22 protein-coding genes and 1 CRISPR repeat array are annotated in these 23258 nt (G+C 69.2%); of the genes, 9 read left to right on the top strand and 13 right to left on the bottom strand.

Features of this window, described 5'->3' with window-relative positions:
* Positions 1 to 298: 298 nt before the first annotated feature.
* Positions 299 to 2159: direct repeats of the CRISPR family, unit length 29 nt; unit sequence CGGTTTATCCCCGCTCGCGCGGGAAATAC.
* A 171-nt stretch (positions 2160 to 2330) separates the two neighbouring features.
* Positions 2331 to 2525: a hypothetical protein gene (locus tag ALA01S_RS18285; RefSeq protein WP_066339188.1), complete on the bottom strand. Its 195-nt coding sequence runs from the start codon at positions 2523 to 2525 to the stop codon at positions 2331 to 2333.
* A gap of 166 nt (positions 2526 to 2691) precedes the next feature.
* Here ALA01S_RS18285 and ALA01S_RS18280 point away from each other — a divergent pair, with 166 nt between their 5' ends.
* The gene (locus tag ALA01S_RS18280) at positions 2692 to 2904 is read left to right on the top strand and encodes a hypothetical protein (protein WP_066339187.1); all 213 of its coding nucleotides are present in this window, start codon (positions 2692 to 2694) and stop codon (positions 2902 to 2904) included.
* Here ALA01S_RS18280 and ALA01S_RS18275 read toward each other — a convergent pair.
* The 3 genes from ALA01S_RS18275 to ALA01S_RS18265 are packed head-to-tail and all read right to left on the bottom strand — an operon-like array spanning position 2870 to position 5034.
* Positions 2870 to 3733 carry a BPSS1780 family membrane protein gene (locus ALA01S_RS18275; protein ID WP_157119103.1) on the bottom strand — a complete coding sequence of 288 codons (864 nt, stop codon included), beginning with the start codon at positions 3731 to 3733 and terminating at the stop codon, positions 2870 to 2872. The genes ALA01S_RS18280 and ALA01S_RS18275 overlap by 35 nt on opposite strands.
* Positions 3730 to 4710, bottom strand: a complete 981-nt coding sequence (locus tag ALA01S_RS18270; RefSeq protein ID WP_066339185.1) for a homoserine kinase — start codon at positions 4708 to 4710, stop codon at positions 3730 to 3732. Before ALA01S_RS18270 ends, ALA01S_RS18275 begins: the two co-directional genes overlap by 4 nt.
* 3 nt (positions 4711 to 4713) lie before the next feature.
* On the bottom strand, positions 4714 to 5034 hold the full coding sequence (locus ALA01S_RS18265) for a DUF2782 domain-containing protein (RefSeq protein WP_084267699.1): 321 nt from the start codon (positions 5032 to 5034) through the stop codon (positions 4714 to 4716).
* Positions 5035 to 5110: 76 nt separating this feature from the next.
* Between ALA01S_RS18265 and polA the strand changes: the two genes are divergently transcribed.
* Both polA and ALA01S_RS18255 read left to right on the top strand, forming a co-directional pair.
* Entirely contained in the window at positions 5111 to 7861 is a 2751-nt protein-coding gene (gene polA / locus ALA01S_RS18260) for a DNA polymerase I (RefSeq protein ID WP_066339181.1), read from the top strand.
* A gap of 158 nt (positions 7862 to 8019) precedes the next feature.
* The gene (locus ALA01S_RS18255) at positions 8020 to 8799 is read left to right on the top strand and encodes a ZIP family metal transporter (RefSeq protein ID WP_066339179.1); all 780 of its coding nucleotides are present in this window, start codon (positions 8020 to 8022) and stop codon (positions 8797 to 8799) included.
* Positions 8800 to 8949: 150 nt separating this feature from the next.
* Here the strand turns inward: ALA01S_RS18255 and ALA01S_RS18250 are convergent, their stop codons facing one another.
* From ALA01S_RS18250 to ALA01S_RS18225, 6 genes are all read right to left on the bottom strand, one after another.
* A complete protein-coding gene (locus tag ALA01S_RS18250) occupies positions 8950 to 9384 on the bottom strand; it encodes a universal stress protein (RefSeq protein ID WP_066339177.1) in 435 nt (144 codons plus the stop codon).
* An 85-nt stretch (positions 9385 to 9469) separates the two neighbouring features.
* On the bottom strand, positions 9470 to 10333 hold the full coding sequence (locus ALA01S_RS18245) for a sulfurtransferase (protein WP_066339174.1): 864 nt from the start codon (positions 10331 to 10333) through the stop codon (positions 9470 to 9472).
* A gap of 173 nt (positions 10334 to 10506) precedes the next feature.
* The gene (locus ALA01S_RS18240; RefSeq protein WP_066339172.1) at positions 10507 to 11376 is read right to left on the bottom strand and encodes a DMT family transporter; all 870 of its coding nucleotides are present in this window, start codon (positions 11374 to 11376) and stop codon (positions 10507 to 10509) included.
* A 108-nt stretch (positions 11377 to 11484) separates the two neighbouring features.
* Positions 11485 to 11976 carry a hypothetical protein gene (locus ALA01S_RS18235; protein WP_066339169.1) on the bottom strand — a complete coding sequence of 164 codons (492 nt, stop codon included), beginning with the start codon at positions 11974 to 11976 and terminating at the stop codon, positions 11485 to 11487.
* Positions 11977 to 12034: 58 nt separating this feature from the next.
* Positions 12035 to 12649 carry a phosphatase PAP2 family protein gene (locus ALA01S_RS18230; RefSeq protein ID WP_066339166.1) on the bottom strand — a complete coding sequence of 205 codons (615 nt, stop codon included), beginning with the start codon at positions 12647 to 12649 and terminating at the stop codon, positions 12035 to 12037.
* A 148-nt stretch (positions 12650 to 12797) separates the two neighbouring features.
* Positions 12798 to 13919: an aromatic ring-hydroxylating oxygenase subunit alpha gene (locus tag ALA01S_RS18225; protein WP_066339204.1), complete on the bottom strand. Its 1122-nt coding sequence runs from the start codon at positions 13917 to 13919 to the stop codon at positions 12798 to 12800.
* A 283-nt stretch (positions 13920 to 14202) separates the two neighbouring features.
* Here ALA01S_RS18225 and xseB point away from each other — a divergent pair, with 283 nt between their 5' ends.
* The 5 genes from xseB (at position 14203) to ALA01S_RS18200 (ending at position 19041) form a co-directional block, all read left to right on the top strand.
* The gene (gene xseB, locus ALA01S_RS18220; protein WP_066339163.1) at positions 14203 to 14445 is read left to right on the top strand and encodes an exodeoxyribonuclease VII small subunit; all 243 of its coding nucleotides are present in this window, start codon (positions 14203 to 14205) and stop codon (positions 14443 to 14445) included.
* The gene (locus tag ALA01S_RS18215) at positions 14442 to 15332 is read left to right on the top strand and encodes a polyprenyl synthetase family protein (protein ID WP_066339160.1); all 891 of its coding nucleotides are present in this window, start codon (positions 14442 to 14444) and stop codon (positions 15330 to 15332) included. Before xseB ends, ALA01S_RS18215 begins: the two co-directional genes overlap by 4 nt.
* A gap of 33 nt (positions 15333 to 15365) precedes the next feature.
* Positions 15366 to 17270, top strand: a complete 1905-nt coding sequence (gene dxs / locus ALA01S_RS18210) for a 1-deoxy-D-xylulose-5-phosphate synthase (RefSeq protein WP_066339159.1) — start codon at positions 15366 to 15368, stop codon at positions 17268 to 17270.
* A gap of 168 nt (positions 17271 to 17438) precedes the next feature.
* Positions 17439 to 18239: a GTP cyclohydrolase FolE2 gene (gene folE2 / locus ALA01S_RS18205; RefSeq protein ID WP_066339156.1), complete on the top strand. Its 801-nt coding sequence runs from the start codon at positions 17439 to 17441 to the stop codon at positions 18237 to 18239.
* Positions 18240 to 18663: 424 nt separating this feature from the next.
* Positions 18664 to 19041 carry a BP74-related protein gene (locus ALA01S_RS18200; protein ID WP_218011492.1) on the top strand — a complete coding sequence of 126 codons (378 nt, stop codon included), beginning with the start codon at positions 18664 to 18666 and terminating at the stop codon, positions 19039 to 19041.
* Between the two features lie 179 nt (positions 19042 to 19220).
* Here the strand turns inward: ALA01S_RS18200 and ALA01S_RS18195 are convergent, their stop codons facing one another.
* Positions 19221 to 19655 carry a DUF1841 family protein gene (locus tag ALA01S_RS18195; protein WP_066339153.1) on the bottom strand — a complete coding sequence of 145 codons (435 nt, stop codon included), beginning with the start codon at positions 19653 to 19655 and terminating at the stop codon, positions 19221 to 19223.
* Positions 19656 to 19699: 44 nt separating this feature from the next.
* A complete protein-coding gene (locus tag ALA01S_RS18190; protein ID WP_066339151.1) occupies positions 19700 to 20365 on the bottom strand; it encodes a trimeric intracellular cation channel family protein in 666 nt (221 codons plus the stop codon).
* Between the two features lie 66 nt (positions 20366 to 20431).
* Between ALA01S_RS18190 and ALA01S_RS18185 the strand changes: the two genes are divergently transcribed.
* Positions 20432 to 21187, top strand: a complete 756-nt coding sequence (locus tag ALA01S_RS18185; protein WP_066339147.1) for a sulfite exporter TauE/SafE family protein — start codon at positions 20432 to 20434, stop codon at positions 21185 to 21187.
* Between the two features lie 21 nt (positions 21188 to 21208).
* On the opposite strand, the gene kefC is transcribed toward ALA01S_RS18185, so the two are convergent.
* Complete coding sequence (gene kefC / locus ALA01S_RS18180; protein WP_373863002.1) at positions 21209 to 23155, bottom strand: glutathione-regulated potassium-efflux system protein KefC; 1947 nt, start codon at positions 23153 to 23155, stop codon at positions 21209 to 21211.
* Positions 23156 to 23258 lie beyond the last annotated feature (103 nt).

Here is a 23258-nt window from a genome sequence, read left to right as displayed (position 1 = left end):
CCAGGCGGCCCCACGCCAGAGCGAAGGGCAGAAAAACGCGGTTTTGGACCTTCTGACGCTGCCCCGTGGGCTGACGGCCAGCTTGGGGGCCGCCTGGATTCCCGCCTTCGCGGGAATGACGACTTCCGGGGGCGCTGCGCGTCTGTCTCCGGCTGGCGCTTGTCCACTTTTCCCGGACAGCACTGGCCTGCCCGGGGATGAAAAAGTAGTCAGCGCAACTCACTGGCTGCAGCTGACACCAAAAGGTTTTTTCGGGCGGCCTTGCAGCGTTCGTGGATCCTGACTCCATCCGCTGGCGCAGTTTGTCCCCGCTCGCACGGGAAATGCGCAGTGAGATTTTCCACTACGAACACTGGCGTCGGTTTATCCCCGCTCGCGCGGGAAATACTTCTACCAGCAGAAGTCGAACCGCTGGAACTGCGGTTTATCCCCGCTCGCGCGGGAAATACGTCCGGCGCGCCGGTGGAGACATGCTCGGAGACGGTTTATCCCCGCTCGCGCGGGAAATACCGCGAGTGGGGCGGCAACGGCCTGTGGCATCACGGTTTATCCCCGCTCGCGCGGGAAATACGAATCCCCACCGCCGTCATTGAAGTGGATTCCCGGTTTATCCCCGCTCGCGCGGGAAATACGATTCGCCGGCCGCGCCCCGCACGGACCAAGTCGGTTTATCCCCGCTCGCGCGGGAAATACGTTCGCCCGCGACAAAGCCGCACGGCGGCTGGCCGGTTTATCCCCGCTCGCGCGGGAAATACAGGTGGTCAGGAAACGAGGTGGGACTGACCGTTCGGTTTATCCCCGCTCGCGCGGGAAATACTTCCACCAGGTGGAGCGAATCGCCAAGGAGCCCGGTTTATCCCCGCTCGCGCGGGAAATACCGCTTCATACCGCGAGGCATCTGCTCCTGGATCGGTTTATCCCCGCTCGCGCGGGAAATACTGCGACAGATCCACGCCGATGGCCGCGGCCAACGGTTTATCCCCGCTCGCGCGGGAAATACGCCATAAGGTCGGCCACATTCACGAAGCCGTTCGGTTTATCCCCGCTCGCGCGGGAAATACGACTTAGCCATTTGCTTTCTCCTGGTTTGACGCGGTTTATCCCCGCTCGCGCGGGAAATACGAGACCGTGAGGAACAGCCCTTCCCACGTGTCCGTTTTATCCCCGCTCGCGCGGGAAATACAGGCACGGATCAGTGATCTACGTGTCCCGGTCCGGTTTATCCCCGCTCGCGCGGGAAATACGGCAATTCGCTGTTCCAGGGGGCGACGTTCGGCGGTTTATCCCCGCTCGCGCGGGAAATACTAAATCGGATATTTTGCCCAAACCGTATTTACCGGTTTATCCCCGCTCGCGCGGGAAATACGACACGGCCGACTCCCTTTTAGTCCTCGTCCACGGTTTATCCCCGCTCGCGCGGGAAATACATGTCGCCGTGGGCCTGTTCTCGCTGCGCGAACGGTTTATCCCCGCTCGCGCGGGAAATACCAGTACGCGCCGGGCCCGGTGCCGCCCATGGTCGGTTTATCCCCGCTCGCGCGGGAAATACCACCAGGTCAACGGCCAGGCCGTGGGCGCAGCCGGTTTATCCCCGCTCGCGCGGGAAATACTCCGTGGGGTGAACGTGGTCCTGCCGCGCAAACGGTTTATCCCCGCTCGCGCGGGAAATACGCGCCCGCAAAGCGCAGCTGGATGGCGTCGTGCGGTTTATCCCCGCTCGCGCGGGAAATACGTTGGTGAACGTGCCGCGGCTGGTCAAGGCGGCGGTTTATCCCCGCTCGCGCGGGAAATACGCCGGCCGAGTTGGCGGCTTCAAGGGCGGCGGCGGTTTATCCCCGCTCGCGCGGGAAATACGTGATCCGCGTGGCCGACGTCGTGGGCGTGGACGGTTTATCCCCGCTCGCGCGGGAAATACACTTCCAGTCAGTTCATTGAACCATTGGGCCGCGGTTTATCCCCGCTCGCGCGGGAAATACCTTGACGGCCTTGCCGACGCTGCCGGCCATGGCGGTTTATCCCCGCTCGCGCGGGAAATACATTCGCTGGTGACGGCCGAAACCCGCGAGCGCCGGTTTATCCCCGCTCGCGCGGGAAATACACGGGCTGGGGCGGCTGCTTGCACGCCTTCTGCGGTTTATCCCCGCTCGCGCGGGAAATACTCTACTTCTAACCCGTTGATTTCAAACGTGTTTTTCGGCCCCGTCCGATCTACCGAAAAACACGCCTGATGCTGATCAAGTTGTTAAGGAGCGTCGCTGCGGCGTGGAGGCGGTTCAGGGGAGGGGTTTACCGCGGCCGTGCGTGACGGCGGGCGATGGCGATCAAGGCTTTTAGTCGCCCCCCGCCACCACGTCCACCGTCTTCTCAATCACTTTCCCGGTAACGGAAACCCCGGTGCTCACCACGGCCCCGGTCACGGAGATCGCCGCACCCGCCGCGGCGCCGGCCACGGAAACGACGGCGCAGCCGGAACACAGCAGCGAGGCGGCCAGCAGGCCGGCAAAAAGGGAAAACTTTGATTTCATGGGGCGCAATTGTCGCGGCCGCCGTGTTGCAGCCTGTGGCTCCCATTTCACGAAATCGACACGGGCGCGACATGAGACCGTCATGCCGGGCGCCGACACTGCCGCCGTCGCTGCTGCACCTTGCGTGCAGCGCCCAACTCAGCAGTTCACCCCCGGAGCAGTTCCCATGGCTTACCTGAGCGAAAGCTTCCTGGCCGCGTCGCGGCTGGCGCTGGGCTTGCCGGCTGAGGCCGCGCCGCGCGGCCGTCGTGCATCCCAACAAAAAGACCGCCAGGCCCGCAAGGCCGAGGCGGTCAGTCCGCTGCGCTATCCGGCCCTGATGCCTGCAGCGCTGCTGCCGGCGTTCACGCCGCCCCGTTCGTCGGCGCCTGGTCGTTAGGCTGGTCCGTGCTGGCCGCAGTCGTCGTCCAGCCGAAGCTGTCGCTGAAGGTGAAGTACAGCGACACGTAGAAGGCGCAGCTGAACATCAGCCCCGCCGGCAGCGCCGCAATGCCCGCCATCTGCCGCGCCCCCAGCAGCGCGAACACGGTGCCCACCAGCAGCGTGAAGGCCACCACCAGCACCACCCAGGCCAGGCCGTAGACCAGCAGCGCGCCGCGGTTGCGCCAGCAGGCGATCCAGCTCGAAAAGAGCGACTGCGCCGTTCCCTGCTGCCCCCACCACACCAGCGCGGGCGCGTGCCAGAAGGGCAGCGCCAGCAGCGTGGTCAGCGCCACGCGCAGCAGCAATCCGAACTGCAGCCGTGCGTCCGTCAGCAGCACGCCGGGCTCGCCGCCCTCGACCATCATTTCCACGTGCAGTTGCTCGAAGCTGCCGCCGTCCACCCAGTCGCACAGGGCCGCGATGAAGGCCGTGGCCAGGCCGTACACCACGCACAGCTTGATCAGCTCGCGCCGCCGTGCCTTCTGCCGGCCGCCGACCAGCTCCACGTACTGGCCCGGATGCACCGGCTTGCCGCCCAACGCGCCGCGCGTGGCCACCATGAAGGCCAGCGACAGCAGCGGCAGCGCCATCATCACCACGATGGGTCCGACCACCGGCAGCGACATCACGAACAGCGCCACGAACAGGAAGGACAGGAACAGCAGCGTGAAGCCCATGGGCCTGCGCATGAACAGCGCAAAGCCGCGCCGCACCCACAACACGCCTTGCCTCGCCGGCAGGGTTTGCAGCAGCAGGGGCGGAGGGGGCAGCGGCAGGGAGCTCATTCGTCGCGTTGGCCTTGCGGGTGCCACGGAGTGGCGATGCGTGCACGCAGCACGCGCTCGAAATGCGTGGGGTCGTGCGGCTTGAGCATGCTGGCGTCGCGCGGCAGGTGCAGGTCCCACAGGCGGGAAACCCAGAAGCGCAGCGCGCCCGCGCGCAGCATGGCGGGCATCAGCCGCCGCTCGGTGCCGCTCAGGGGCCGCACGCGCTCGTAGGCGGCCACGAACGCCACCGCACGCTCGTCCACGCCGCGGCCGCTGTCCAGGTCCAGGCACCAGTCGTTCAGGCACACGGCGATGTCGAACAGGTAAGTGTCGACACCGGCGAAGTAGAAGTCGAAGAAGCCGGTGAGGCGCTCGCGGCCGGGCAGGCCCTCGAACATCACGTTGTCGCGGAAGAGGTCCGCATGTACCGGGCCGCGCGGCAAGCCGGCGTGGGCGGCGGAGGCGGCCAGCTCCGTCTGGAAAGCCAGCTCCTCGGTGATCAGCGCCTTCTGGTCGTCGGTGAGGAAGGGCAGCACCACCGGCACCGTCTCCTGCCACCAGGGCAGGCCGCGCAGGTTGGGCTGCGCCAGCGGGAAGTCGGCGCCGGCCAGGTGCATGCGGGCCAGCATCTCGCCGACCTGCTCGCAGTGGTGCAGGTCGGGGGCGAGCTGGTGGCCGCCGGGGAGCTTGTTGACCAGCGCGGCGGGCTTGCCGTTGAGCTGGTGCAGGATCTGGTCGTTGTCGTCCGAGCGCGGCTCAGGCACGGGGATGCCGCGCTGCGCCAGGTGGCGCATGAGGTGCAGGTAGAAGGGCAGTTGCTCGTAGGTCAGGCGCTCGAACAGCGTGAGCACCCATTCGCCCTGGGTCGTGGTGACGAAGTAGTTGGTGTTCTCAATGCCCGCGCCAATGCCGCGCAGCGCGGTGAGCTGGCCCACGTCCAGCGTGGAAACGAAGGCCGCGGCCTCCTCGAACGACACCTCGGTGAAGACGGCCATGGATCAGAAATTGAAAACGTTCCAAACGCGCTGCCCAACGGCGCCGCGGCTGCTGCTCGGCCCGGCGCTGGGGTCGCGCCCGCCGCTTTCGGGAATCACTTCGTAGGCCGCGCCCTTGCGCGGCTGCACGTGGATGCGCTGGGTCTGGCCGCGCACGCGCAGCTCCTCCACGCGCACGCCTTCGTCCTGGACGACCACGTGCTGCACGTTGGGCTCCGGCGGCAGTTGGCGCTCGGCGGGCGCCGCTTCGGGTTGGGCAGCCAGCGGCAGCGCCGCGCTCAGCGCGGCCAGCAGCACCGCGGCAGGGCGGAAGAAGGCGTTCATGCCGCCATTGTAGGAGCCGGCCTGCGCCCGCCCTGGCCGCATGGCACAGGCCGCGCGCTGATTGACAATCCAGCGGATGAGCGAGAACAAGACCCTGCTGCTGGTGGACGGCTCCAGCTACCTCTACCGCGCCTACCACGCGCTGCCGGACCTGCGCGGCCCCGCCGGCGTGCCCACCGGCGCGCTGCACGGCATGGTGGCCATGATGCAGCGCCTGCGCGAGCAGGTGCCCGCGGCGCACGCGGTGTGCGTGTTCGACGCCTCCGGCCCAACCTTCCGCGACGAGTGGTACCCCGACTACAAGGCGCAACGCGCACCCATGCCCGAGGCGCTGGCCGAGCAGATCGAGCCTATTCATGAAGTGGTGAAGCTGCTGGGCTGGCCGGTGCTGCAGGTCAGCGGCGTGGAGGCCGACGACGTCATCGGCACCCTGGCCCGCGTGGGCGAGGCCAGCGGCCATGAGGTGGTCGTCTCCACCGGCGACAAGGACTTGGCCCAACTGGTCACGCCCAAGGTCTCGCTCATCAACACCATGAGCAACGAGCGGCTGGACGAGGCCGGCGTGCTGGCCAAGTTCGGCGTGGCGCCGGACCGCATCGTGGACTACCTGACCCTCGTGGGCGACACGGTGGACAACATCCCCGGCGTCGAGAAAGTCGGCCCCAAGACCGCCGCCAAATGGCTGGCCGAGCACGGCTCGCTGGACGGCGTGATCGCCGCGGCCGACAAGATCAAGGGCGTGGCCGGCGAGAACCTGCGCAAGGCGCTGGAGTGGCTGCCGCAGGGCCGGCGCCTGGTGACGGTGCGCTGCGACTGCGACCTCGCCACCCACGTGCCCGGCTGGCCCTCGCTGGACGCGCTGGCGCTGCGCCCCGTGCAGCGCGACGACCTCCTGGCCTTCTACACGCGCTACGGCTTCAAGACCTGGAAGCGCGACCTGGAGGAGGCCATTGCCATGGAAGGCCGCGCCGACGCGCAGGGCGACCTGGTGACGCTCATGGAAACGGCCAGCGCCCCGGTTGAGAAGCGCTACGAGACCGTCCTCACCATGGAAGCGCTGCAGGCGTGGATTGAAAAGATCGACGCCGCGCCGCTGACCTCGCTGGATACCGAGACCGACTCCCTGGACGCGCTGCGCGCCAACATCGTGGGCCTGTCGCTGTCGGTGGAGCCGGGCGAGGCCTGCTACGTGCCGCTGCGCCACGACTACGCGGGCGCGCCCGACCAGCTTCCGCTGGACGTGGTGCTCGAAAAACTGCGCCCCTGGCTGGAGGACGGCAAGAAGCCCAAGCTGGGCCAGCACGCCAAGTACGACCTGCACGTGTTCGAGAACGTGGGCATCACGGTGCGCGGCTACGTGCACGACACGCTGCTGGAGAGCTACGTGCTGGAGGCGCACAAGCCGCACTCGCTGGAGAGCCTGGCCGAGCGCCACCTCAACCGCAGCGGCCTGAGCTACGAGGACTTGTGCGGCAAGGGCGCCAAGCAGATTCCGTTCGCGCAGGTGGACATCGAGCGCGCCTCCGAATACGCCTGCGAGGACGCCGACCTGTGCCTGCAGGTGCACCGCGCGCTGTGGCCGCGGGTGGAGGCCGACAGTGGGCTGCTGCACGTCTACCGCGAGATCGAGATGCCCATCTCCGCGCTGCTGGCGCGCATGGAGCGCACGGGGGTGCTGATCGACAGCGAGGTGCTTGCCAAGCAAAGCCACGCCCTGGGCCAGCGGCTGCTGGCGCTGGAGCAGGAGGTGCACGATCTCGCCGGCCAGCCCTTCAACCTGGGCAGCCCCAAGCAGCTCGGCGAAATCCTGTTCAACAAGCTGGGCCTGGCGCCGGTGAAGAAGACGGCCAGCGGCGCGCCGTCCACCGACGAGGAAGTGCTGGAAAAGCTGGCGCTGGACCACCCGCTGCCCGCGCGGCTGCTGGAGCACCGCGGCCTGGCCAAGCTCAAGAGCACCTACACCGACAAGCTGCCGGCGATGGTCAACCCGCAGACGGGCCGCGTGCACACGACCTACGCGCAGGCGGTGGCGGTAACGGGGCGCCTGTCCAGCAACGAGCCCAACCTGCAGAACATCCCCATCCGCACGCCGGAAGGGCGCCGGGTGCGCGAGGCCTTCATCGCGCCCAAGGGCTGCGTGATCGCCAGCGCCGACTACTCGCAGATCGAGTTGCGCATCATGGCCCACATCAGCGGCGACGAAGGTTTACTGCGCGCCTTCACCGAGGGCGACGACGTGCACCGCGCCACCGCCGCCGAGGTGTTCGGGGTGGCGGCGGCAGACGTCAACAGCGAGCAGCGCCGCTATGCCAAGACCATCAACTTCGGCCTGATCTACGGCATGAGCGAGTACGGCCTGGCGCGGCGCCTGGGCATAGAGAACAAGGCCGCGCGCACCTACATAGAGCGCTACTTCGCGCGCTACCCGGGCGTGAAGCGCTACATGGACGAGACGCGCGCCACGGCCTCCGAGCGCGGCTTCGTGGAGACGGTGTTCGGCCGCCGGCTGTACCTGCCGGAAATCCGCGGCGGCAACGGCCCGCGCCGGGCCGAGGCCGAGCGCCAGGCCGTCAACGCGCCCATGCAGGGCACGGCGGCGGACCTGATCAAGCTCGCCATGCTGGCCGTGCAGCGGGCGCTGGACGAGCAGGGCAAGCTCACGCGCATCGTCCTGCAGGTGCACGACGAGCTGGTGTTCGAGGTGCCGGAAGCGGAGCTGGACTGGGTCAAGGCCGAGGTGCCCAGGCTCATGGCGGGCGTGGCGCAGTTGAAAGTGCCGCTGCTGGCCGAGGTGGGGGTTGGGCGCAATTGGGACGAGGCGCATTGAGGGCGGCGGAGCGTCGCGCCCACTGACGCCAGGCTGACGCACCGGCCGTCGCCGCCGCGGGCGATTGTTAAGATGCGCGCCCCCCACCCGCCGCGCCTGCCGTGGCGCGGCCCGTCCTTACTGTTGACCGCGTGACGAACGCGGTCGCCCCCTGTTCCATGACGCTTGCGTACATCGTTGTCGCCACGCTGTTGGGCGGTCTGCTGTCGGTCCTGATCGCTGCGCAGCTCACGCTCAGCGTGCTTGGGCGGCTGGTCAAGAGCCTGGTGAGCCTGTCCGCGGGCGTGCTGCTGGGCACGGCGCTGATCAACGTGTTGCCCGAGGCTTTCGAGGGGGACGCGGACCCGCACAGCCTGTTCCTGGCGCTGCTGGCCGGCTTGCTGTTCTTCTTCCTGCTGGAAAAGGCCGAGCTCTACCGCCACGGCCACCACCACGAGGGCGACGACCCGCACCACCACCACCACCACGGCTTCGACGCCGAGCAGGCCGGCAAGGGCGGCTGGAGCGTGCTGCTGGGCGACAGCATCCACAACTTCTGCGACGGCATCATCATCGCCGCGGCCTTCCTGTCGGACACGCAGTTGGGCATCGCCACGGCGCTGGCGGTGATCCTGCACGAGATACCGCAGGAGGTCGGCGACTACATCGTGCTGCTCAACGCCGGCCTCTCCCGGCAGCGCGCCCTGGTCTACAACGCCATGTCGGGCCTGGCCTCCGTGGTCGGCGGCGTGGTGGGCTACCTGGTGGTGGAGCCCTGGAAGCCGCTGTTCCCCTACCTCCTGGTCGTGGCCTCCAGCAGCTTCATCTATGTCGCGGTGGCGGACCTGCTGCCGCAACTGCAGCGGCGCTTGAGCCTGCGCGACACCCTCGCGCAACTGGGCTGGCTCGCCACGGGCCTGGGCGTGGTGCTGGTGGCCACGCGCATGCTGCACCACTGACGTCCAGGCGCCCGGCGCGGCGGCGGTGCCCATGGCGGCCGTTGACGGCGCAAAGAAAAACGCCGGGGCGCGGTAATCCACGCTCCCGGCGCCAAGCCTCTGACGCCGCGCGCTGCAGCGGCTGCGCGCGGCTCTCCCTGTGAGTCCGTATCAGCGCACGACCAGCACGGGGATGGTGGCGTGCGTGAGCACCTTCTGCGTCTCGCTGCCCAGCAGCAGCGCCGCGACGCCGCGGCGGCCGTGCGAGGCCATGACGATGAGGTCGCACGCCTGCTCCTTGGCGTGCTCGCAAATGGCTTCCCAGGGGTGCAGCGCCTCGATGGTGTGGGCCTTGCACGCGACGCCGGCGGACTGCGCCGCCTCCAGCACGCTGTTGATGCGCTGGCTGGCGATGCGCTCCTGCGCGTCGAAGAACTCCTGCGGCGGCGTGGGCTGCATCTCCGAAATGGCGCCGTAGGGGAAGGGCTCCTTGGCGCTGAGCGCAAGCAGCTCCGCGCCGCACAGCTTGGCCAGCTCTATGGCCTGGCGCACGGCCTTGGCGGTGATTTCGGAACCGTCGGTGGGAACCAGGATGCGCTTGTACATAGATCGATCTCCTTTTTCTGTGCCCTCGTTCGAAAGGGCCGTGTAAGAAGTGTCGCGCCGCGGCGGGGCCTTGCCTTGACGGAGGTCAAGCCCTGGCCACGGGCCTTGCCGGGTCGGAGCACCACTCGCTCCAGGAACCGGGGTAGAGCGGGCTGCCGGCCCATCCGGCGTGCTCCAGCGCCAGCAGGTTGTGGCAGGCGGTCACGCCGGAGCCGCACTGCTGCACCAGGGCGGACGCCTCGCCGCCGGCCAGCAGCGGGGCGAATTCCTCGCGCAGCGCCTGTGCGCTCTTGAAGCGGCCGTCCGGGAGCAGGTTGAGCTTGAAGAAGCGGTTGAGCGCGCCGGGGATGTGGCCGGCCACGGCGTCCAGCGGCTCGGTGTCGCCGCGATAGCGCTCGGGGGCGCGGGCGTCCAGGATGCGCACGCGGTCCAGCTTCTCCAGCAGCTCGCCGGCCTGCAGCGTGGGCATGGTGGCCGGCCCCATCGCGTAGGGCGCCGCGGACGCGTCGCGCGCGGGCACGGCGCTGTCCAGCGGGGCGCCGGCCTCGGCCCAGGCCTGGCGGCCGCCGTCCAGCACCGCCACGGCCTCGTGGCCCAGCCAGCGCAGCAGCCACCAGGCGCGCGCGGCGAACATGCCGCCCTGCGCGTCGTAGGCCACGGCCTGCACGCCGGGCTTCAGCCCAAGCTGGCCCAGCAGCGCGGCCAGCGCCTCGCGCGAGGGCAGCGGGTGGCGGCCGGGGAAGCGGCCTTGGGCGTCGCGCACGGCCGGGGCGCTGAGGTCGCGCTCCAGGTGCGCGTAGTGGGCGCCGGGCAGGTGGCCCTGGGCGTAGGCGCGCTCGCCGGCGGCGGGGTCGGCCAGGTCGAAGCCGCAGTCCAGCAGCAGCAGGGGCTGGCCCTCGCGCTGCAGCGCCTGCAGCTCGGCCACGGTGATCAGGGTGCGGTAGGGCATGTTCGGGCGTCTTCGTCCACGGGAAGCCGGCATTGTGTGCGGCGCGGGCGGGGCTTTGCGCGCCGGCCGCGGCCGGGAGGGTTGTGCCGCTTGGGGTGTTGGAAGAGGCCGCGCCCCGCTTGTTCCAACGGGAATGGAATTTAGGCGGCCGGCGCCGCAAAGCGCGCTGCGCTTCAGCCGGCGACGGCGCCCCGGCTGCGCAGCCAGGTGGCGGCCAGCCCGGCGGCGACGATGAGGGCGATGCCCGCCAGCGCGGTGAGCGTGAGCGGATCGCCGAACACCAGCGTGCCCAGCACCACCGAGAACACGATGCCGCTGTATTGCAGGCTGGCGTTGCTCAGCGTGCGGCCGATGGCGTAGGCGCGGGTCATGAGCATCTGGCCCAGCGTGGCCAGCGTGCCCGTGGCCAGCAGCAGCACGAGGCCGCGTGCGTCATGGGCGTGCAGGCCCGTGAAGGCCATGCCCAGCGCGCCCGCGGCCATGCCGCCCAAGGAGAAATAGAAGACCACGCGGTACTCCGGCTCCCCGGCGCGGCCCAGCGCCTGCACCTGCAGGTAGGCCGAGGCGGCCAGCACGCCCGACACCAGCCCGGCCAGCCCGTAGCCGAGCTGCTCGCGCGTGATGGTGGGCTGCAGGACGAGCACCACGCCGGCAAAGCCGGCCAGCACGGCCGCCACCAGCCGGGCGTCCACGCGCCCCTTGGCGCCCGGCAGCAGCACGCCCAGCACCAGGAAGGCCGCCATCCACACCGAGGACATGTAGTTCAGCGTCATGGCCGTGGCCAGCGGCAGCCCGGCCAGGGCGTGGAACCACAGCGACAGCGCGCACACGCCGGTGAGGCTGCGCTTGCCGTGCTGGGCCAGCAGCCGCGTCCTCAGCGTGCCGCCGCGCAAAGGCGCCATCACGGCGATGGCCACCGCGCCGACGAGCCCCCGATAAAAGACGATTTCCGCCGTGGCGTACTGCGCCGAAGCCAGCTTGATGCACAGGCCCATGGTGGCGAAGCAAAGGGAGGCGCAGAGGATCAGCAGCGGAGCGGGCATCCCGCGATTGTCGGACGCCCGCCAAAAACAACGGCCGCCCGGGAGGCGGCCGCGAGTCAAGGAAACGGGAAAACGGAGAAAGCGGGCGTCGGGGGTGCGGCCGGCGCGTCAGGCGGCGGCGCGCAGGGGCAGCTCTTCGTGCTCGGGGCGGGCCTGCAGCCGGTCGAGCTGCGCGCGGGCGTGGGGCAGCAGCCGTTCGCGGCGGTCCACGTAGGCGTCCAGCAGCGCTTCCTCGTCGCGCGGCTGGTGCATGCGGCGCAGCAGCATCTCCTCCCAGCGCATGCCGGCCATCAGCCGCCTGCGCCCGTCGGCGAAGAACCCCCACCACGCCGTGCTGTCGGGCTCCATGCGCAGGCCCTGGAAGAGGGCGTGGCGGCAGGCCCGCCGGCGCGCCTGCAGCGCCTGCGCGGCATGTTCAGGGGCGCCGGCCAGAGGCAGCACTTCGGCCAGGGCCGCGTCGCGCGCGGCCACGAAGGCCAGCAGCTCGCGCAGCGCGGCGCAACGCAGTTGCGGGCGCTCGCGCCTGAGGCCATCGATCTTTTCAAGGTAGATGCGAATCGTCTGGTGATCGTCGCGCACCGTGTTCCACAACGCCTGCATGAGATAAGTACCTCCCTAATGGGGATTGTCAGCTCAAGGCAACCGGCGTGCCACACCTTCACATGCTGGGTGTGACCAGGGACAGCGCCAGCCCAAAACCCAGGAGCCACCCCGCCACCACGTCGGCCACGTGGTGCGCGCCCAACGCCACGCGCGAGCCGCCCACGGCCAGCGGCAGCAGCACGCCCAGGAGCCAGGCGCCGTTGCGCAGCGCGTCGGTGGGCATGAGCGGGGCGGTGAGGGCGGCGGCCGTGAGCCACCACGCGCTGGCCATGAGCGTGTGGTTGCTGGGGAAGGAGCTCCCAAAAGTGATGCTGCGCGAGCCGGCGGGCCGCACCAGTTGCGTGCGATGCTTGAGCCAGCGCCCAAGCGGACCGGGCAGCGCCGTGGCCAGCGCCAGGGCCAGCGCGGCGTCGGTGCCGCCGGCGGCCCACAGCGCGGGCACGGCCACCACGCCCAACAGGCCCACCAGCGTGGACGAGCCCAAGGCCGAGATGTCCATGGCCGCCGCCACCACGCGGGGATGCTTGCAGCGTCCGACCAGGGCTGCCACGCGCTGCTCCATGGCCTGCCAGTGCGCCCAGCCCTGCAGGCGCGGCGCCGCCCACAGCAGCAGCGCCACCACGGCCAGCGGCATCAGCAGGAGCAGCCAGCGCCCTGGCCACCACGGCATCAGGCGGCTCCGTCTGCGCTGGGGGCACCGTGCAGGCCGCGCGGCCCGCTGAAATGGGAACGGCGGCCGGACACGCCGCGTTCGCGTGTGCCCTGGGCCGCCGCAGGGGCTGCCGGCCCGCCGCGAGCGTGAGCCGGCCGCCTGCGCGTCACCGCGGCCCGGTGAGCGCGTCGCCCATGACGCGGCGGTACCACTCGTGGAAGTGCTGCATGCCGTCTTCCATGGGGCTCTGGTAGGGGCCGACCTCGTCCTCGCCGCGCTTGAGCAGGGCCAGGCGGCCGGCGTCCATGCGCTCGCCGATCTCGTCGTCCTCGATGCAGGTTTCCATGTAGGCGGCCTGCTGGGCCTCGACGAACTCGCGCTCGAAGGCGGCGATTTCCTCGGGGTAGTAGAACTCGACGAGGTTGGTCGTCTTGCCCAGGCTGGTCGGGAACAGCGTGGAGACCACCAGCACGTTGGGATACCACTCGACCATGATGTTCGGGTAGTAGGTCAGCCAGATGGCGCCCTGCATGGGCCGCTTGCCCTCGCCGTACTTGAGCACGGCCTCGTGCCAGAGCTTGTAGACGTCCGAGCCCGGCCTGAAGGCGTTGTTGACGCCCACGGTCTGCACCGAGTACTCCTTGGCGAACTCCCAGCGCAGGTCGTCACAGGTGACGAAGCCGCTCAGGCCCGGGTGGAAGGGGCCGACGTGGTAGTCCTCCAGGTAGACCTCGATGAAGGTCTTCCAGTTGTAGTTGCACTCGTGCACCTGGACCTTGTCGAGCACGTAGCCCTTGAAGTCCAGCGAGGCGCGCGGGCCCATGCCGGCGAGGTCCGCGGCGATGTCGCGGCCGTTGTCCTCGAACACCAGGCCGTTCCAGGTGCGGACCTTGTAGTTGTTGAGGTTCAGGCAGGGGTCGTGCGCGAAGTGCGGCGCGCCCAGCAGTTGGCCGTGCAGGTCGTAGGTCCAGCGGTGCAGCGGACACACCACGTTTTGCTTGGTGTTGCCGCGGCCGCGCAGCATCACGGCCTGGCGATGGCGGCAGACGTTGGAGATCAGCTCCAGCCCCTTGGGCGTGCGCACCAGGGCCCGGCCTTCGCCTTCATGCGGCAGCGCGTAGTAGTCGCCCACCTCAGGCACGGCCAACTCGTGCCCGAGGTAGCGCGGGCCAGGCTGGAAGATCAGTCGCTGTTCATTGCGGAACAACGCCTCATCAAAATAGGTGGAAACTGACAGTTGCGAGCGGCTGCGCTCAAGAGCTTCAAGGCTGATGCTCAGGTCGGACATGATCCCCAGGATCTCCAAAAACCAATGTCAACCCGCCCACCACAAGACTTGAGGGTGGGATGGAAATATGCCTTCCGGGCGGAAGGCAGGGGGCGGATTGTAGCCAGGGGGGGGAGGGGCGCCGGTGGGGGGTGCAAAGTCCTTCACGAAATCGGGCCGCACGTGTTGATTTGTAGGGTGTGGTGGGTTGCGCCGCGCACGCGTTCCATGGACAGCAGCCGCGCGCCAGGGTGCGGAAAGGCGGGCTGACTACAATCCCCCCTCGCTTTTTTCGCCTCACGAAATGCCGCGTTCGCCCGCCACCGACAAAAAATTGACCGAGCCCGCCAGCTACGAAGACGCGCTGGCCGAGCTGGAGCGCCTGGTGCAGGCGATGGAGGACGGCCAGTTGCCGCTGGACCGGCTGCTGGACAGCTACAAGCGCGGCGCGGAGCTGCTCACGCTGTGCCGTGGCCGCCTGCAGGCGGTGGAGGAGCAGGTGAAGCTGCTCGAAGACGGCCAGCTCAAGCCCTGGACGGGCGCATGAACGACATGACTCTGGAAGCCTGGATGCAGGCCGTGCTCGACGAGGTCGAGTGCGCGCTGCAGCAATGGGTGCCCGCCGACGCGCCCGCGGGCCTGGGCGAGGCCATGCGCTACGGCGTGCTCGACGGCGGCAAGCGGCTGCGCCCGCTGCTGGTGATGGCCGCCTGCGAGGCCGTGGGCGGCCAGCGCCCCGCGGCGCTGCGCGCGGCGGCCGCCGTGGAGCTCATCCACGCCTATTCCCTGGTGCACGACGACCTGCCCTGCATGGACAACGACGTGCTGCGCCGCGGCAAGCCCACCGTGCACGTGCGCTACGGCCAAGCGCAGGCCATGCTCGCCGGCGACGCCATGCAGGCCTTGGCCTTCGAGGTGCTCACGCCGCAGGACGACAGCATCGCCCCCGCGCTGCAGGCCCGGCTGTGCGCGCTGCTGGCGCGCGCCGCGGGCCACGCCGGCATGGCCGGCGGCCAGGCCATAGACCTGGCCAGTGTCGGCCGCCCGCTGGACGAGGCCGCGCTGCGTGACATGCACCGCCGCAAGACCGGCGCGCTGCTGCAGGGCAGCGTGCTCATGGGCGCGGCCTGCGGGCAGCTCGATGCCACCGCGCTGCAGGGGCTGTCCGACTACGGCGCCGCGCTGGGCCTGGCCTTCCAGGTCGTGGACGACATCCTGGACGTCACCCAGGAATCGCATACCCTGGGCAAGACCGCCGGCAAGGATCTCAACGACAACAAGCCGACCTACGTCTCGGTGCTGGGCCTGGAGGCCGCACGCCGTCACGCCGTCGAGCTGCGCGACCAGGCCCACGCGGCGCTGCACCGCTGCGGCCTTCCCGGCACCGCCCGCCTCGCGGCCCTGGCTGACAAGGTCGTGGACCGCGACAGCTGATTTACCGGCGCCGCGCGCCGCACCACCGCACCGATGAACGCTCATCCCTTGCTCGAAACGATCCACGGCCCGGCTGACCTGCGCCGGCTCTCGCGCGCCGAGCTCAAGCTGCTGGCGCACGAGCTGCGCGACTTCTTGCTGCACAGCGTCAGCCGCACCGGCGGCCACCTCTCCAGCAACCTGGGCACGGTGGAGCTGACCATCGCGCTGCACGCCGTGTTCGACACGCCGCACGATCGCCTGGTGTGGGACGTGGGCCACCAGACCTACCCGCACAAGATCCTCACCGGACGGCGCGAGCGCATGAACACGCTGCGCCAGTTGGGTGGCGTCAGCGGCTTCCCGCGCCGCGACGAGAGCGACTACGACACCTTCGGCACCGCGCACAGCTCCACGTCCATCTCCGCCGCGCTGGGCATGGCGCTGGCGGCGCAGCTCAAGGGCGAGAACCGCCACGCCGTGGCCATCATCGGCGACGGCGCCATGACCGCCGGCATGGCCTTCGAGGCCCTGAACAACGCCGGCGTGCCGCACGCGGGGCTGCCGGCCAACATGCTGGTGGTGCTCAACGACAACGACATGTCCATCAGCCCGCCCGTGGGCGCGCTCAACAAGTACCTGGCGCGGCTCATGAGCGGCAAGTTCTACGCCGCCGCGCGCGAGGGCGCCAAGAGCGTGCTCAAGAACGCGCCGCCGCTGCTGGAGCTGGCGCGCCGCTTCGAGGAGCACGCCAAGGGCATGGTCATCCCCGGCACCATCTTCGAGGAGTTCGGCTTCAACTACGTCGGCCCCATCGACGGCCACGACCTCGACGCCCTCATCCCCACGCTGGAGAACCTGCGCCACAAGAAGGGCCCGCAGTTCCTGCACGTGGTCACCAAGAAGGGCTACGGCTACAAGCTCGCCGAGGCCGACCCCATCGCCTACCACGGCCCCGGCAAGTTCGACCCGGCGCTGGGCCTGGTCAAGCCGGCCACGCCCCCGAAGCCCACCTTCACCCAGGTCTTCGGCCAGTGGCTGTGCGACATGGCCGAGGCCGACACCAAGCTCGTGGGCATCACCCCGGCCATGCGCGAGGGCTCCGGCATGGTGGAGTTCCACCAGCGCTTCCCGGGCCGCTACTTCGACGTGGGCATCGCCGAGCAGCACGCCGTCACCTTCGCCGCGGGCCTGGCCTGCGAAGGGCTCAAGCCGGTGGTGGCCATCTATTCCACCTTCCTGCAGCGCGCCTACGACCAGCTCATCCACGACGTGGCGCTGCAGAACCTGCCCGTGGTCTTCGCGCTGGACCGCGCCGGCCTGGTGGGCGCCGACGGCGCCACGCACGCCGGCGCCTACGACATCGCCTACCTGCGCTGCGTGCCCAACGTCAGCCTGCTCGCCCCGGCGGACGAGGACGAGTGCCGCACCGCGCTGTCCACCGCCTACGCGCAGCAGCACCCCGTGGCCGTGCGCTACCCGCGCGGCGCGGGCGTGGGCCGCGCCGTGCAGCCCGGCTTCGTGCAGTGGCCCTGGGGCAAGGGCGAGGTGCGCCGGCGCGGCCAGCGCATCGCCATCCTGGCCTTCGGCACGCTGCTGTACCCCGCCCTGGAAGCGGCGGACAAGCTCGACGCCACGGTGGCCAACATGCGCTTCGTCAAGCCGCTGGACACGGCCCTGGTGAAGGAGCTGGCGCGCACGCACGAGGCCATCGTGACGGTGGAGGAGGGCTGCGTGATGGGCGGCGCGGGTTCCGCGGTGCTGGAAGCGCTGCAGGCCGCCGGCCTGGACACGCCGGTGCTCACGCTGGGCCTGGCCGACGAGTTCATCGAGCACGGCGACCCGGCCAAACTGCTGGCCATGCAGGGGCTGGATGCCGCCGGCATCGAACAATCGGTGCTCAAGCGCTTCGGCCACAAGCCGGCGCTGGTCATCCCGCCGGCCGCCGCCAACGGCTGAACGCCGGCCGCGGGCGCCGCGGCCCGCGGCCCGGCCCAAACCGGTATTTGTTGCTGCAATGCAGCATGCCGGCGGGCCCGCCGCGGCGTCGCGCCCGCTTTTGATGACAAGCTTTCGCCGTGCGCCGCCGCCGGCCAGGGCGGCACAGCCGCCAAAAACAAACCCGCCATGACCCATCCTTCCCACGCGCTGCACATTCCCGATACCCAGAGCGAACGCGACGAGCGCCGCCTGGCGATACACCGGGTGGGCGTGAAGGACGTGCGCTACCCGCTGCTGCTGCGCGTGGCCGGCGCGCCGCTGCCCGTGGCGGCGCTGTGGGACCTGGACGTGAAGCTGCCCGCCGACCAGAAGGGCACGCACATGTCGCGCTTCGTGGCCTGGCTCAACGAGCTGGACGCCGCGCAGCAGCCGCTGGACGCGCCGCTGCTGCGCGCCCAACTGGCCGCCATGCTGGAGCGCCTTCACGCCACCGAGGGCCGCATCGAAGCCCGCTTCTCTTTTTTCCTCAAGAAGCGCGCGCCGGTATCGGGCGTTTGCAGCCTGCTGGATTACCAGGGCCGCTGGATCGCCGAAACCCGTGCCGGCGCCACCGCGGTGTGGGCCGAGGTCGGCGTGCCGGTGAAAAGCCTTTGCCCCTGCAGCAAGGAAATCTCGGATTACGGCGCGCACAACCAGCGCTCGCTGGTGACCATCCGCGCCGAGCTGCTGCAGCCCGTGCAATGGCATGAGCTGGTGCGATTCGCCGAGGAAAGCGCCTCCAGCGAAATCTGGCCGCTGCTCAAGCGCAGCGACGAAAAGTGGATCACGGAGCGTGCCTACGAAAACCCGCGCTTCGTCGAAGACCTGGTGCGCGAAGTCGCGCTGCGCCTGAATGCCGACCCGCGCCTGGGCCGCTATTCGGTGGACGTCGAGAATTTCGAAAGCATTCACAACCATTCGGCCTACGCACGCATAGAGCGCGACTGAACGCTCCGCGAAATGCTGCCGCAGCGCGGGGGCTCATGAAAAACAGTGCATGGTCGACCGCTGAATAAGCCGGCCGGCCAAATGCCTTGCCTTGTCAGGGTGAACTCCCCCAAGGTTCAGGAGCCTGGCGCTTCTCTTCGTTTGTTTTCTTCTTTTTTGCGAAATTGCGCTTTGATTTTGTTGCGCATAAAGAGATTCACTCGGTGAATTTAACTTTTTGGCACCACTCAAACGGTTATTGACGAGTTTGCTTGGAGGCGCGCACCGATGATTTCGCCAGTCCCTGGCGTCGATTCAAGAATTCCGGCTGTTTTGGAAATCTGCTGAAAATTGATTGTCGTACCCAGGTTTTTTTCGAGTGCGCATTGCAGCCGCTTGGGCTACTGCTTCCGCTCGCCAAAGGCGGGCTTTTCAGGAGAGGAAAATGGGTGCTGCCTGGTTCAGATTCATCAACGCGGACGGCAGTGACGCGGATTTGCATGAGCGTGGTTTCGTGTTCGAACTGAACGATCCGCTGAAGATAGACGACGCGCGCCGGATATTGGCGGGTCAGGAAAAAATCAGGATTCACGTGGCAGGGCGCGTCATTCCCCAGTCCATGCCCTACAACCCGGAGTGGAGTTTCCACCTCGACCCGGCCAGCATCAGGTTTTTCGCTGTCCAGGAGCATGCGGCCCTGGACGTGAATATGTACTACGTCGAAGACCACCTGGACCAGATCGGCAACTCCTTTTTGCCCGGCCGCTGCTGGAGCCCCGGCGATTCGCGGCTGGTCGCGGAAGTGTGGCCACCCATGGACTGATGCCTTTGGGGTGTATTCTCAGTGAATTTGACGGCTGAATTTGACTGTTGAATTTGATTTGCAGGTTTGATTTTGATTTTTATTTTGTGCTTGTTTTGAATTGATTGGGATGCAAAAAGGCGAATTGCCCAATATTTTGGCAATTCGCCTTTCCGTTTGCCGGGGCGGGGATATTTTGTTTACCGTGTGGTCGCCCTTTTGCGCACGCATTCCAAATAGGCCTGGCCGTCCGGGGGCAGGCCGGAGCGCTGCGAGGCCCAGATCATCTCGCCCAGGCATTCCATGACTTCGTGCTGTGCGTCGTGGGCCGAGCCCAGCTTGGCCGCCAGCAGCTCGAACGCCTGCTTGATGCCGCGGGGCTGGTCTATGGACACCTGCTCCGTGATGGACAGGTGCATGGACAGGTGCAGGAAGGGGTTTACCCGCCCGTTCTCCACCTTGTAGTCCGCCGCCAGCGCGGCCTGAAGGTCGGCGAGCTCGTCGTGGTACTCGGGGTGCTCGGCCACCCAGGGCGCGGCCACGGCCTCCATGGGCGTGAGCACGCCGCCCTCGCGGTGCTTGCGCCAGACCTCGCAGAAGAAGTGGCGTACGTCGTGTTGGGAAGGTTGGAACATCCCGCAATTGTCGCCGTCCGCCTTGCCCCGGCCCCGCGTGGGGCTCAGTGCCGCTGGTCGTCGTCGATGCGCCAGGCCGGCACGCGCCAGTCCAGCCCCAGGGTGATGAGGCGCAGGCTGCTGGCCACCAGCGCGCCCACGGCCAGGGCGGCCTCGTCCGACCCGCCCAGCGTCTGCACGCCCACCACCGTCCAGCCGCCGGCAAAGGCCAGTGCCGCGTAGGGGCGGTGGTCGCTGAAGGCCGACGGGATCTGGTTGCACACGATGTCGCGCAGCACGCCGCCGAAGGAGGCCGACACCACGCCCATGAGCACGGCGATGAGCGGCGGCATCTGCGCCTGCAGCGCGATCTGCGTGCCGCTGGCCGCGTACAGGCCCAGGCCCAGCGCGTCCGGCCAGAGCATGGCGCGCTCGGTGGGCTGCAGGTGGCGCGAGCGCATGAACAGCATGGCGACCATGGCCAGCCCAAGCAGTGCCCACACCCAGCCGGCGTGCTGCACCCAGAAGAAGGGCCGGCGGTCCAGCAGCACGTCGCGCAGCGTGCCGCCGCCAAACGCGGTGAGGCCGGCCACCACGCACACGCCCACGGCATCGAGCCGCTTGCGCGCGGCTTCCACCATGCCCGACAGCGCGAAGGACAGCGTGGCCACGACTTCGATGGCCAGTTGCGCCGTGGACAATGCGCCCCACAAATCCGGAAGTCTCCCCATGCCCTGCCTACCTCCCCGCAGCGGCGCGCATTGTCGCCGCGGCGTTGCCCCTGCTTTTGCCACGCCATGCTGCCTTCGGTGATCAGCGACCCCGGCTTCTACGCCGTGGCCATTCCCGCCGTGGTGCTCATGGGGCTGGCCAAGAGCGGCTTCGGCGCGGGCTTCGGCGCCCTGGCCGTGCCGCTGATGGCGCTGGCCGTGCCCGTGCCGCAGGCCGCGGCCATCATGCTGCCGCTGCTGGCGGTGATGGACGCGCTGGGCCTGGCCGTCTTCCTGCGCGAGTTCGACCGCAAGCTCATCCGGCTGCTGCTGCCCGCGGGCCTCCTGGGCACCGTGCTGGGCACGCTGCTGTTCAACCTGCTCTCGGCCAAGGTGGTGGCGGGCATGGTGGGCGGCATCACGCTGGCCTTCCTGGCCATACGCTGGTTCTTCCCGCCGCGCGCGGACGCACCGCCGCCGCCGCGCTGGCTGGGCTTCGCGCTCGGCGTGACCTCCGGCTTCACCAGCTTCGTGGCGCACGCCGGCGGGCCGCCGGCCGCGTTCTACCTGCTGCCGCTGCGCCTCACGCCCGTGCAGTTCACGGCCACGACGGCGGTGTTCTTCACGGCGGTGAACACGTCCAAGTGGATTCCGTATGCCTGGCTTGGGCTGATCGACCTGCGCAACCTCGCCACCTCGCTGGTGCTCATGCCGCTGGCGCCCGTGGGCGTGTGGGTGGGCGTGCACGTGGTGCGGCGCATCTCGCAGCGGGTGTTCTATGGGCTGTTCTCGCTGGGGATGCTGCTCACGGGGGTGAAGCTGGTTTGGGATGCGGTGAGGTGAGGGACCGCACCGCGCCCTGACTCATCCTGCCCCGGGTGGCTCCGTCCGCACCCGTGCCGCCACCGCGGGCGAGGGCAGCGCCGCCGCCTCCACCGTGGGCGCCTTGCGCGCCGCGGCCAGGGCGGCTTCGCGCTCGGCGCGCTCGCGGGCCCACAGGGCTTCCAACTGGTCGCGGCCCTGGCGCGCCATGGCGATCAGGCGCTGCTCGTCGCCGAAGTGCGGCGCCATCTGCTCCAGCAGCTCCACGCTGTGCTCGCGGAAGCGCTGCGCCTGCGTGTGCGCGTAGGCCTTGTCGTAGCCCATGAGCTCCAGCACGCTGCGCGCGCTGGCCAGCGCGGCGTCGAAGGTCTCGCGCTCTATCAGCGCCACGCCGCGCGAGCGCAGGCCGTAGTAGTGGGTCACGTTGCGCGCCCGCGCCACCACTTGCAGTTGCGGGAAGTGCTGCTTGACCACGTCCACCACCGCCAGGCTCTGCGCCACGTCGTCGATAGCCACCACCATCACCTTGGCCTGCTGGGCGCCGGCGGTGCGCAGCAGGTCCAGCCGCGTGGCGTCGCCGAAGAACACGCGCCAGCCGAAGCGCCGCACCGTCTCCACCTGGTCGGCGTCGTGCTCCAGCACCGTGGCCGACAGGCCCTGCGCCGCCAGCAGCCGGCCCACCACCTGGCCGTAGCGGCCGAAGCCCGCGATGATCACCGGCGCCTGCTGCGGCTCCTCCAGCACGGGCAGGTCGCCGTGGTCGCGCGCTCGCGCCAGGCGCGGGCACAGCCAGCGGTCGCTGGCCTTGAGCAGCAGCGGCGTCAGCGCCATGGACAGCGCCACCGCCCCCACCAGCAGCGAGGCCGTGCCCGCGTCCATCACCCCGCGCTGCGCCGCGGCCTGGAACACCACGAAGCCGAACTCGCCGCCCTGCGCCAGCAGCAGGACGAACACCGGCCGCTCGGCCGGCGGCAGCTTCATGGGAATGGTCATGGCCGTCAGCAGCAGCGCCTTGAGCGAGACGAAGACGATCACCACCACCGCCAGCGCCACGGGCCGCGCCATCACCACGGAGAAGTCCACGCCCATGCCCACGGCCATGAAGAACAGGCCCAGCAGCAGACCCTTGAACGGCTCCAGGTCCGTTTCGAGCTGGCGGCGGTACTCGCTGTCGGCCAGCAGCACGCCGGCCAGGAAGGCCCCCAGCGCCATGGACAGCCCCGCGGCCTGCATCAGCGCCGAGGTCGCCACCACCAGCAGCAGCGACGCGGCGGTGAACACCTCCGGCGTGCGGCTGCGCGCGCTCCAGCGCAGGGCCGGGCGCAGCAGCAGGCGTCCGCCCAACACCACCGCGCCGATGACCAGCGCCGCGCGCAGCGCCGCGGGCCAGGCGTCCCAGCCGTCACCGGCCACCGTCTCGTGCGGCACGCCGGCCAGGATGGGAATGAGCGCCAGGATGGGAATGGCCGCGATGTCCTGCAGCAGCGCCACGCCCAGCACGCCGCCGCCCGCGGCCGTGCCCTTGAGGTTGCGCTCGGCCAGCTCCGTCAGGCCGATGGCGGTGGAGGACAGCGCCAGCCCAAGCGCCGCGACCAGCGCCATGCGCCCGGGCGCGTGGTCCAGCCACATGGCCGCGCCGGCCACCAGCGCGGCCGAGCCCAGCAGTTGCACGCTGCCCCAGCCGAAGATGGGCCGGCGCAGCGCCCACAGCCGCCGCGGCTCCAGCTCCAGGCCGACCAGGAACAGCATCAGCACCACGCCGAACTCGGAGAAGTGCAGCATGGACTGCGCGTCGCCCGCGAGGTCCAGCCCCCAGGGGCCTATGGCGATGCCCGCGCCCAGGTAGCCCAGGATGGACCCCAGGCCCAGCCGCCGCGCCAGCGGCACGGCGATCACCGCGGCGCCCAGGTACACCAAGCTGGATACCAGCCAGCCGCTGGACGCCTCTTCCATCGCCGCGCCCGCCGCGGCCTGCAGCTCCGCCGCCATCACGCGCTCCCGGCGGTCAAGGGAAGCGCAAAAGGCAGTGTCGGCGCGAGCAAGTACATCGGTCTCAACCAGGGGTGCATGGGGAAAACGCCACGATAGCCCA

The sequence above is a fragment of the Azohydromonas lata NBRC 102462 genome, from assembly GCF_001571085.1.
Lineage (GTDB): Bacteria > Pseudomonadota > Gammaproteobacteria > Burkholderiales > Burkholderiaceae_C > Azohydromonas > Azohydromonas lata.
The sequence above is the reverse complement of the archived record's forward strand: the minus strand, read 5'-3'. Positions and strand labels throughout refer to the sequence as shown.

What these genes read in the sequence shown, in the direction of transcription:
- ALA01S_RS18285 (WP_066339188.1), bottom strand. Translation starts at nt 2,525, where the DNA reads ATGAAATCAAAGTTTTCCCTTTTTGCCGGCCTGCTGGCCGCCTCGCTG.
- ALA01S_RS18280 (WP_066339187.1), top strand. Translation starts at nt 2,692, where the DNA reads ATGGCTTACCTGAGCGAAAGCTTCCTGGCCGCGTCGCGGCTGGCGCTG.
- ALA01S_RS18275 (WP_157119103.1), bottom strand. Translation starts at nt 3,733, where the DNA reads ATGAGCTCCCTGCCGCTGCCCCCTCCGCCCCTGCTGCTGCAAACCCTG.
- ALA01S_RS18270 (WP_066339185.1), bottom strand. Translation starts at nt 4,710, where the DNA reads ATGGCCGTCTTCACCGAGGTGTCGTTCGAGGAGGCCGCGGCCTTCGTT.
- ALA01S_RS18265 (WP_084267699.1), bottom strand. Translation starts at nt 5,034, where the DNA reads ATGAACGCCTTCTTCCGCCCTGCCGCGGTGCTGCTGGCCGCGCTGAGC.
- polA (WP_066339181.1), top strand. Translation starts at nt 5,111, where the DNA reads ATGAGCGAGAACAAGACCCTGCTGCTGGTGGACGGCTCCAGCTACCTC.
- ALA01S_RS18255 (WP_066339179.1), top strand. Translation starts at nt 8,020, where the DNA reads ATGACGCTTGCGTACATCGTTGTCGCCACGCTGTTGGGCGGTCTGCTG.
- ALA01S_RS18250 (WP_066339177.1), bottom strand. Translation starts at nt 9,384, where the DNA reads ATGTACAAGCGCATCCTGGTTCCCACCGACGGTTCCGAAATCACCGCC.
- ALA01S_RS18245 (WP_066339174.1), bottom strand. Translation starts at nt 10,333, where the DNA reads ATGCCCTACCGCACCCTGATCACCGTGGCCGAGCTGCAGGCGCTGCAG.
- ALA01S_RS18240 (WP_066339172.1), bottom strand. Translation starts at nt 11,376, where the DNA reads ATGCCCGCTCCGCTGCTGATCCTCTGCGCCTCCCTTTGCTTCGCCACC.
- ALA01S_RS18235 (WP_066339169.1), bottom strand. Translation starts at nt 11,976, where the DNA reads ATGCAGGCGTTGTGGAACACGGTGCGCGACGATCACCAGACGATTCGC.
- ALA01S_RS18230 (WP_066339166.1), bottom strand. Translation starts at nt 12,649, where the DNA reads ATGCCGTGGTGGCCAGGGCGCTGGCTGCTCCTGCTGATGCCGCTGGCC.
- ALA01S_RS18225 (WP_066339204.1), bottom strand. Translation starts at nt 13,919, where the DNA reads ATGTCCGACCTGAGCATCAGCCTTGAAGCTCTTGAGCGCAGCCGCTCG.
- xseB (WP_066339163.1), top strand. Translation starts at nt 14,203, where the DNA reads ATGCCGCGTTCGCCCGCCACCGACAAAAAATTGACCGAGCCCGCCAGC.
- ALA01S_RS18215 (WP_066339160.1), top strand. Translation starts at nt 14,442, where the DNA reads ATGAACGACATGACTCTGGAAGCCTGGATGCAGGCCGTGCTCGACGAG.
- dxs (WP_066339159.1), top strand. Translation starts at nt 15,366, where the DNA reads ATGAACGCTCATCCCTTGCTCGAAACGATCCACGGCCCGGCTGACCTG.
- folE2 (WP_066339156.1), top strand. Translation starts at nt 17,439, where the DNA reads ATGACCCATCCTTCCCACGCGCTGCACATTCCCGATACCCAGAGCGAA.
- ALA01S_RS18200 (WP_218011492.1), top strand. Translation starts at nt 18,664, where the DNA reads ATGGGTGCTGCCTGGTTCAGATTCATCAACGCGGACGGCAGTGACGCG.
- ALA01S_RS18195 (WP_066339153.1), bottom strand. Translation starts at nt 19,655, where the DNA reads ATGTTCCAACCTTCCCAACACGACGTACGCCACTTCTTCTGCGAGGTC.
- ALA01S_RS18190 (WP_066339151.1), bottom strand. Translation starts at nt 20,365, where the DNA reads ATGGGGAGACTTCCGGATTTGTGGGGCGCATTGTCCACGGCGCAACTG.
- ALA01S_RS18185 (WP_066339147.1), top strand. Translation starts at nt 20,432, where the DNA reads ATGCTGCCTTCGGTGATCAGCGACCCCGGCTTCTACGCCGTGGCCATT.
- kefC (WP_373863002.1), bottom strand. Translation starts at nt 23,155, where the DNA reads ATGGCGGCGGAGCTGCAGGCCGCGGCGGGCGCGGCGATGGAAGAGGCG.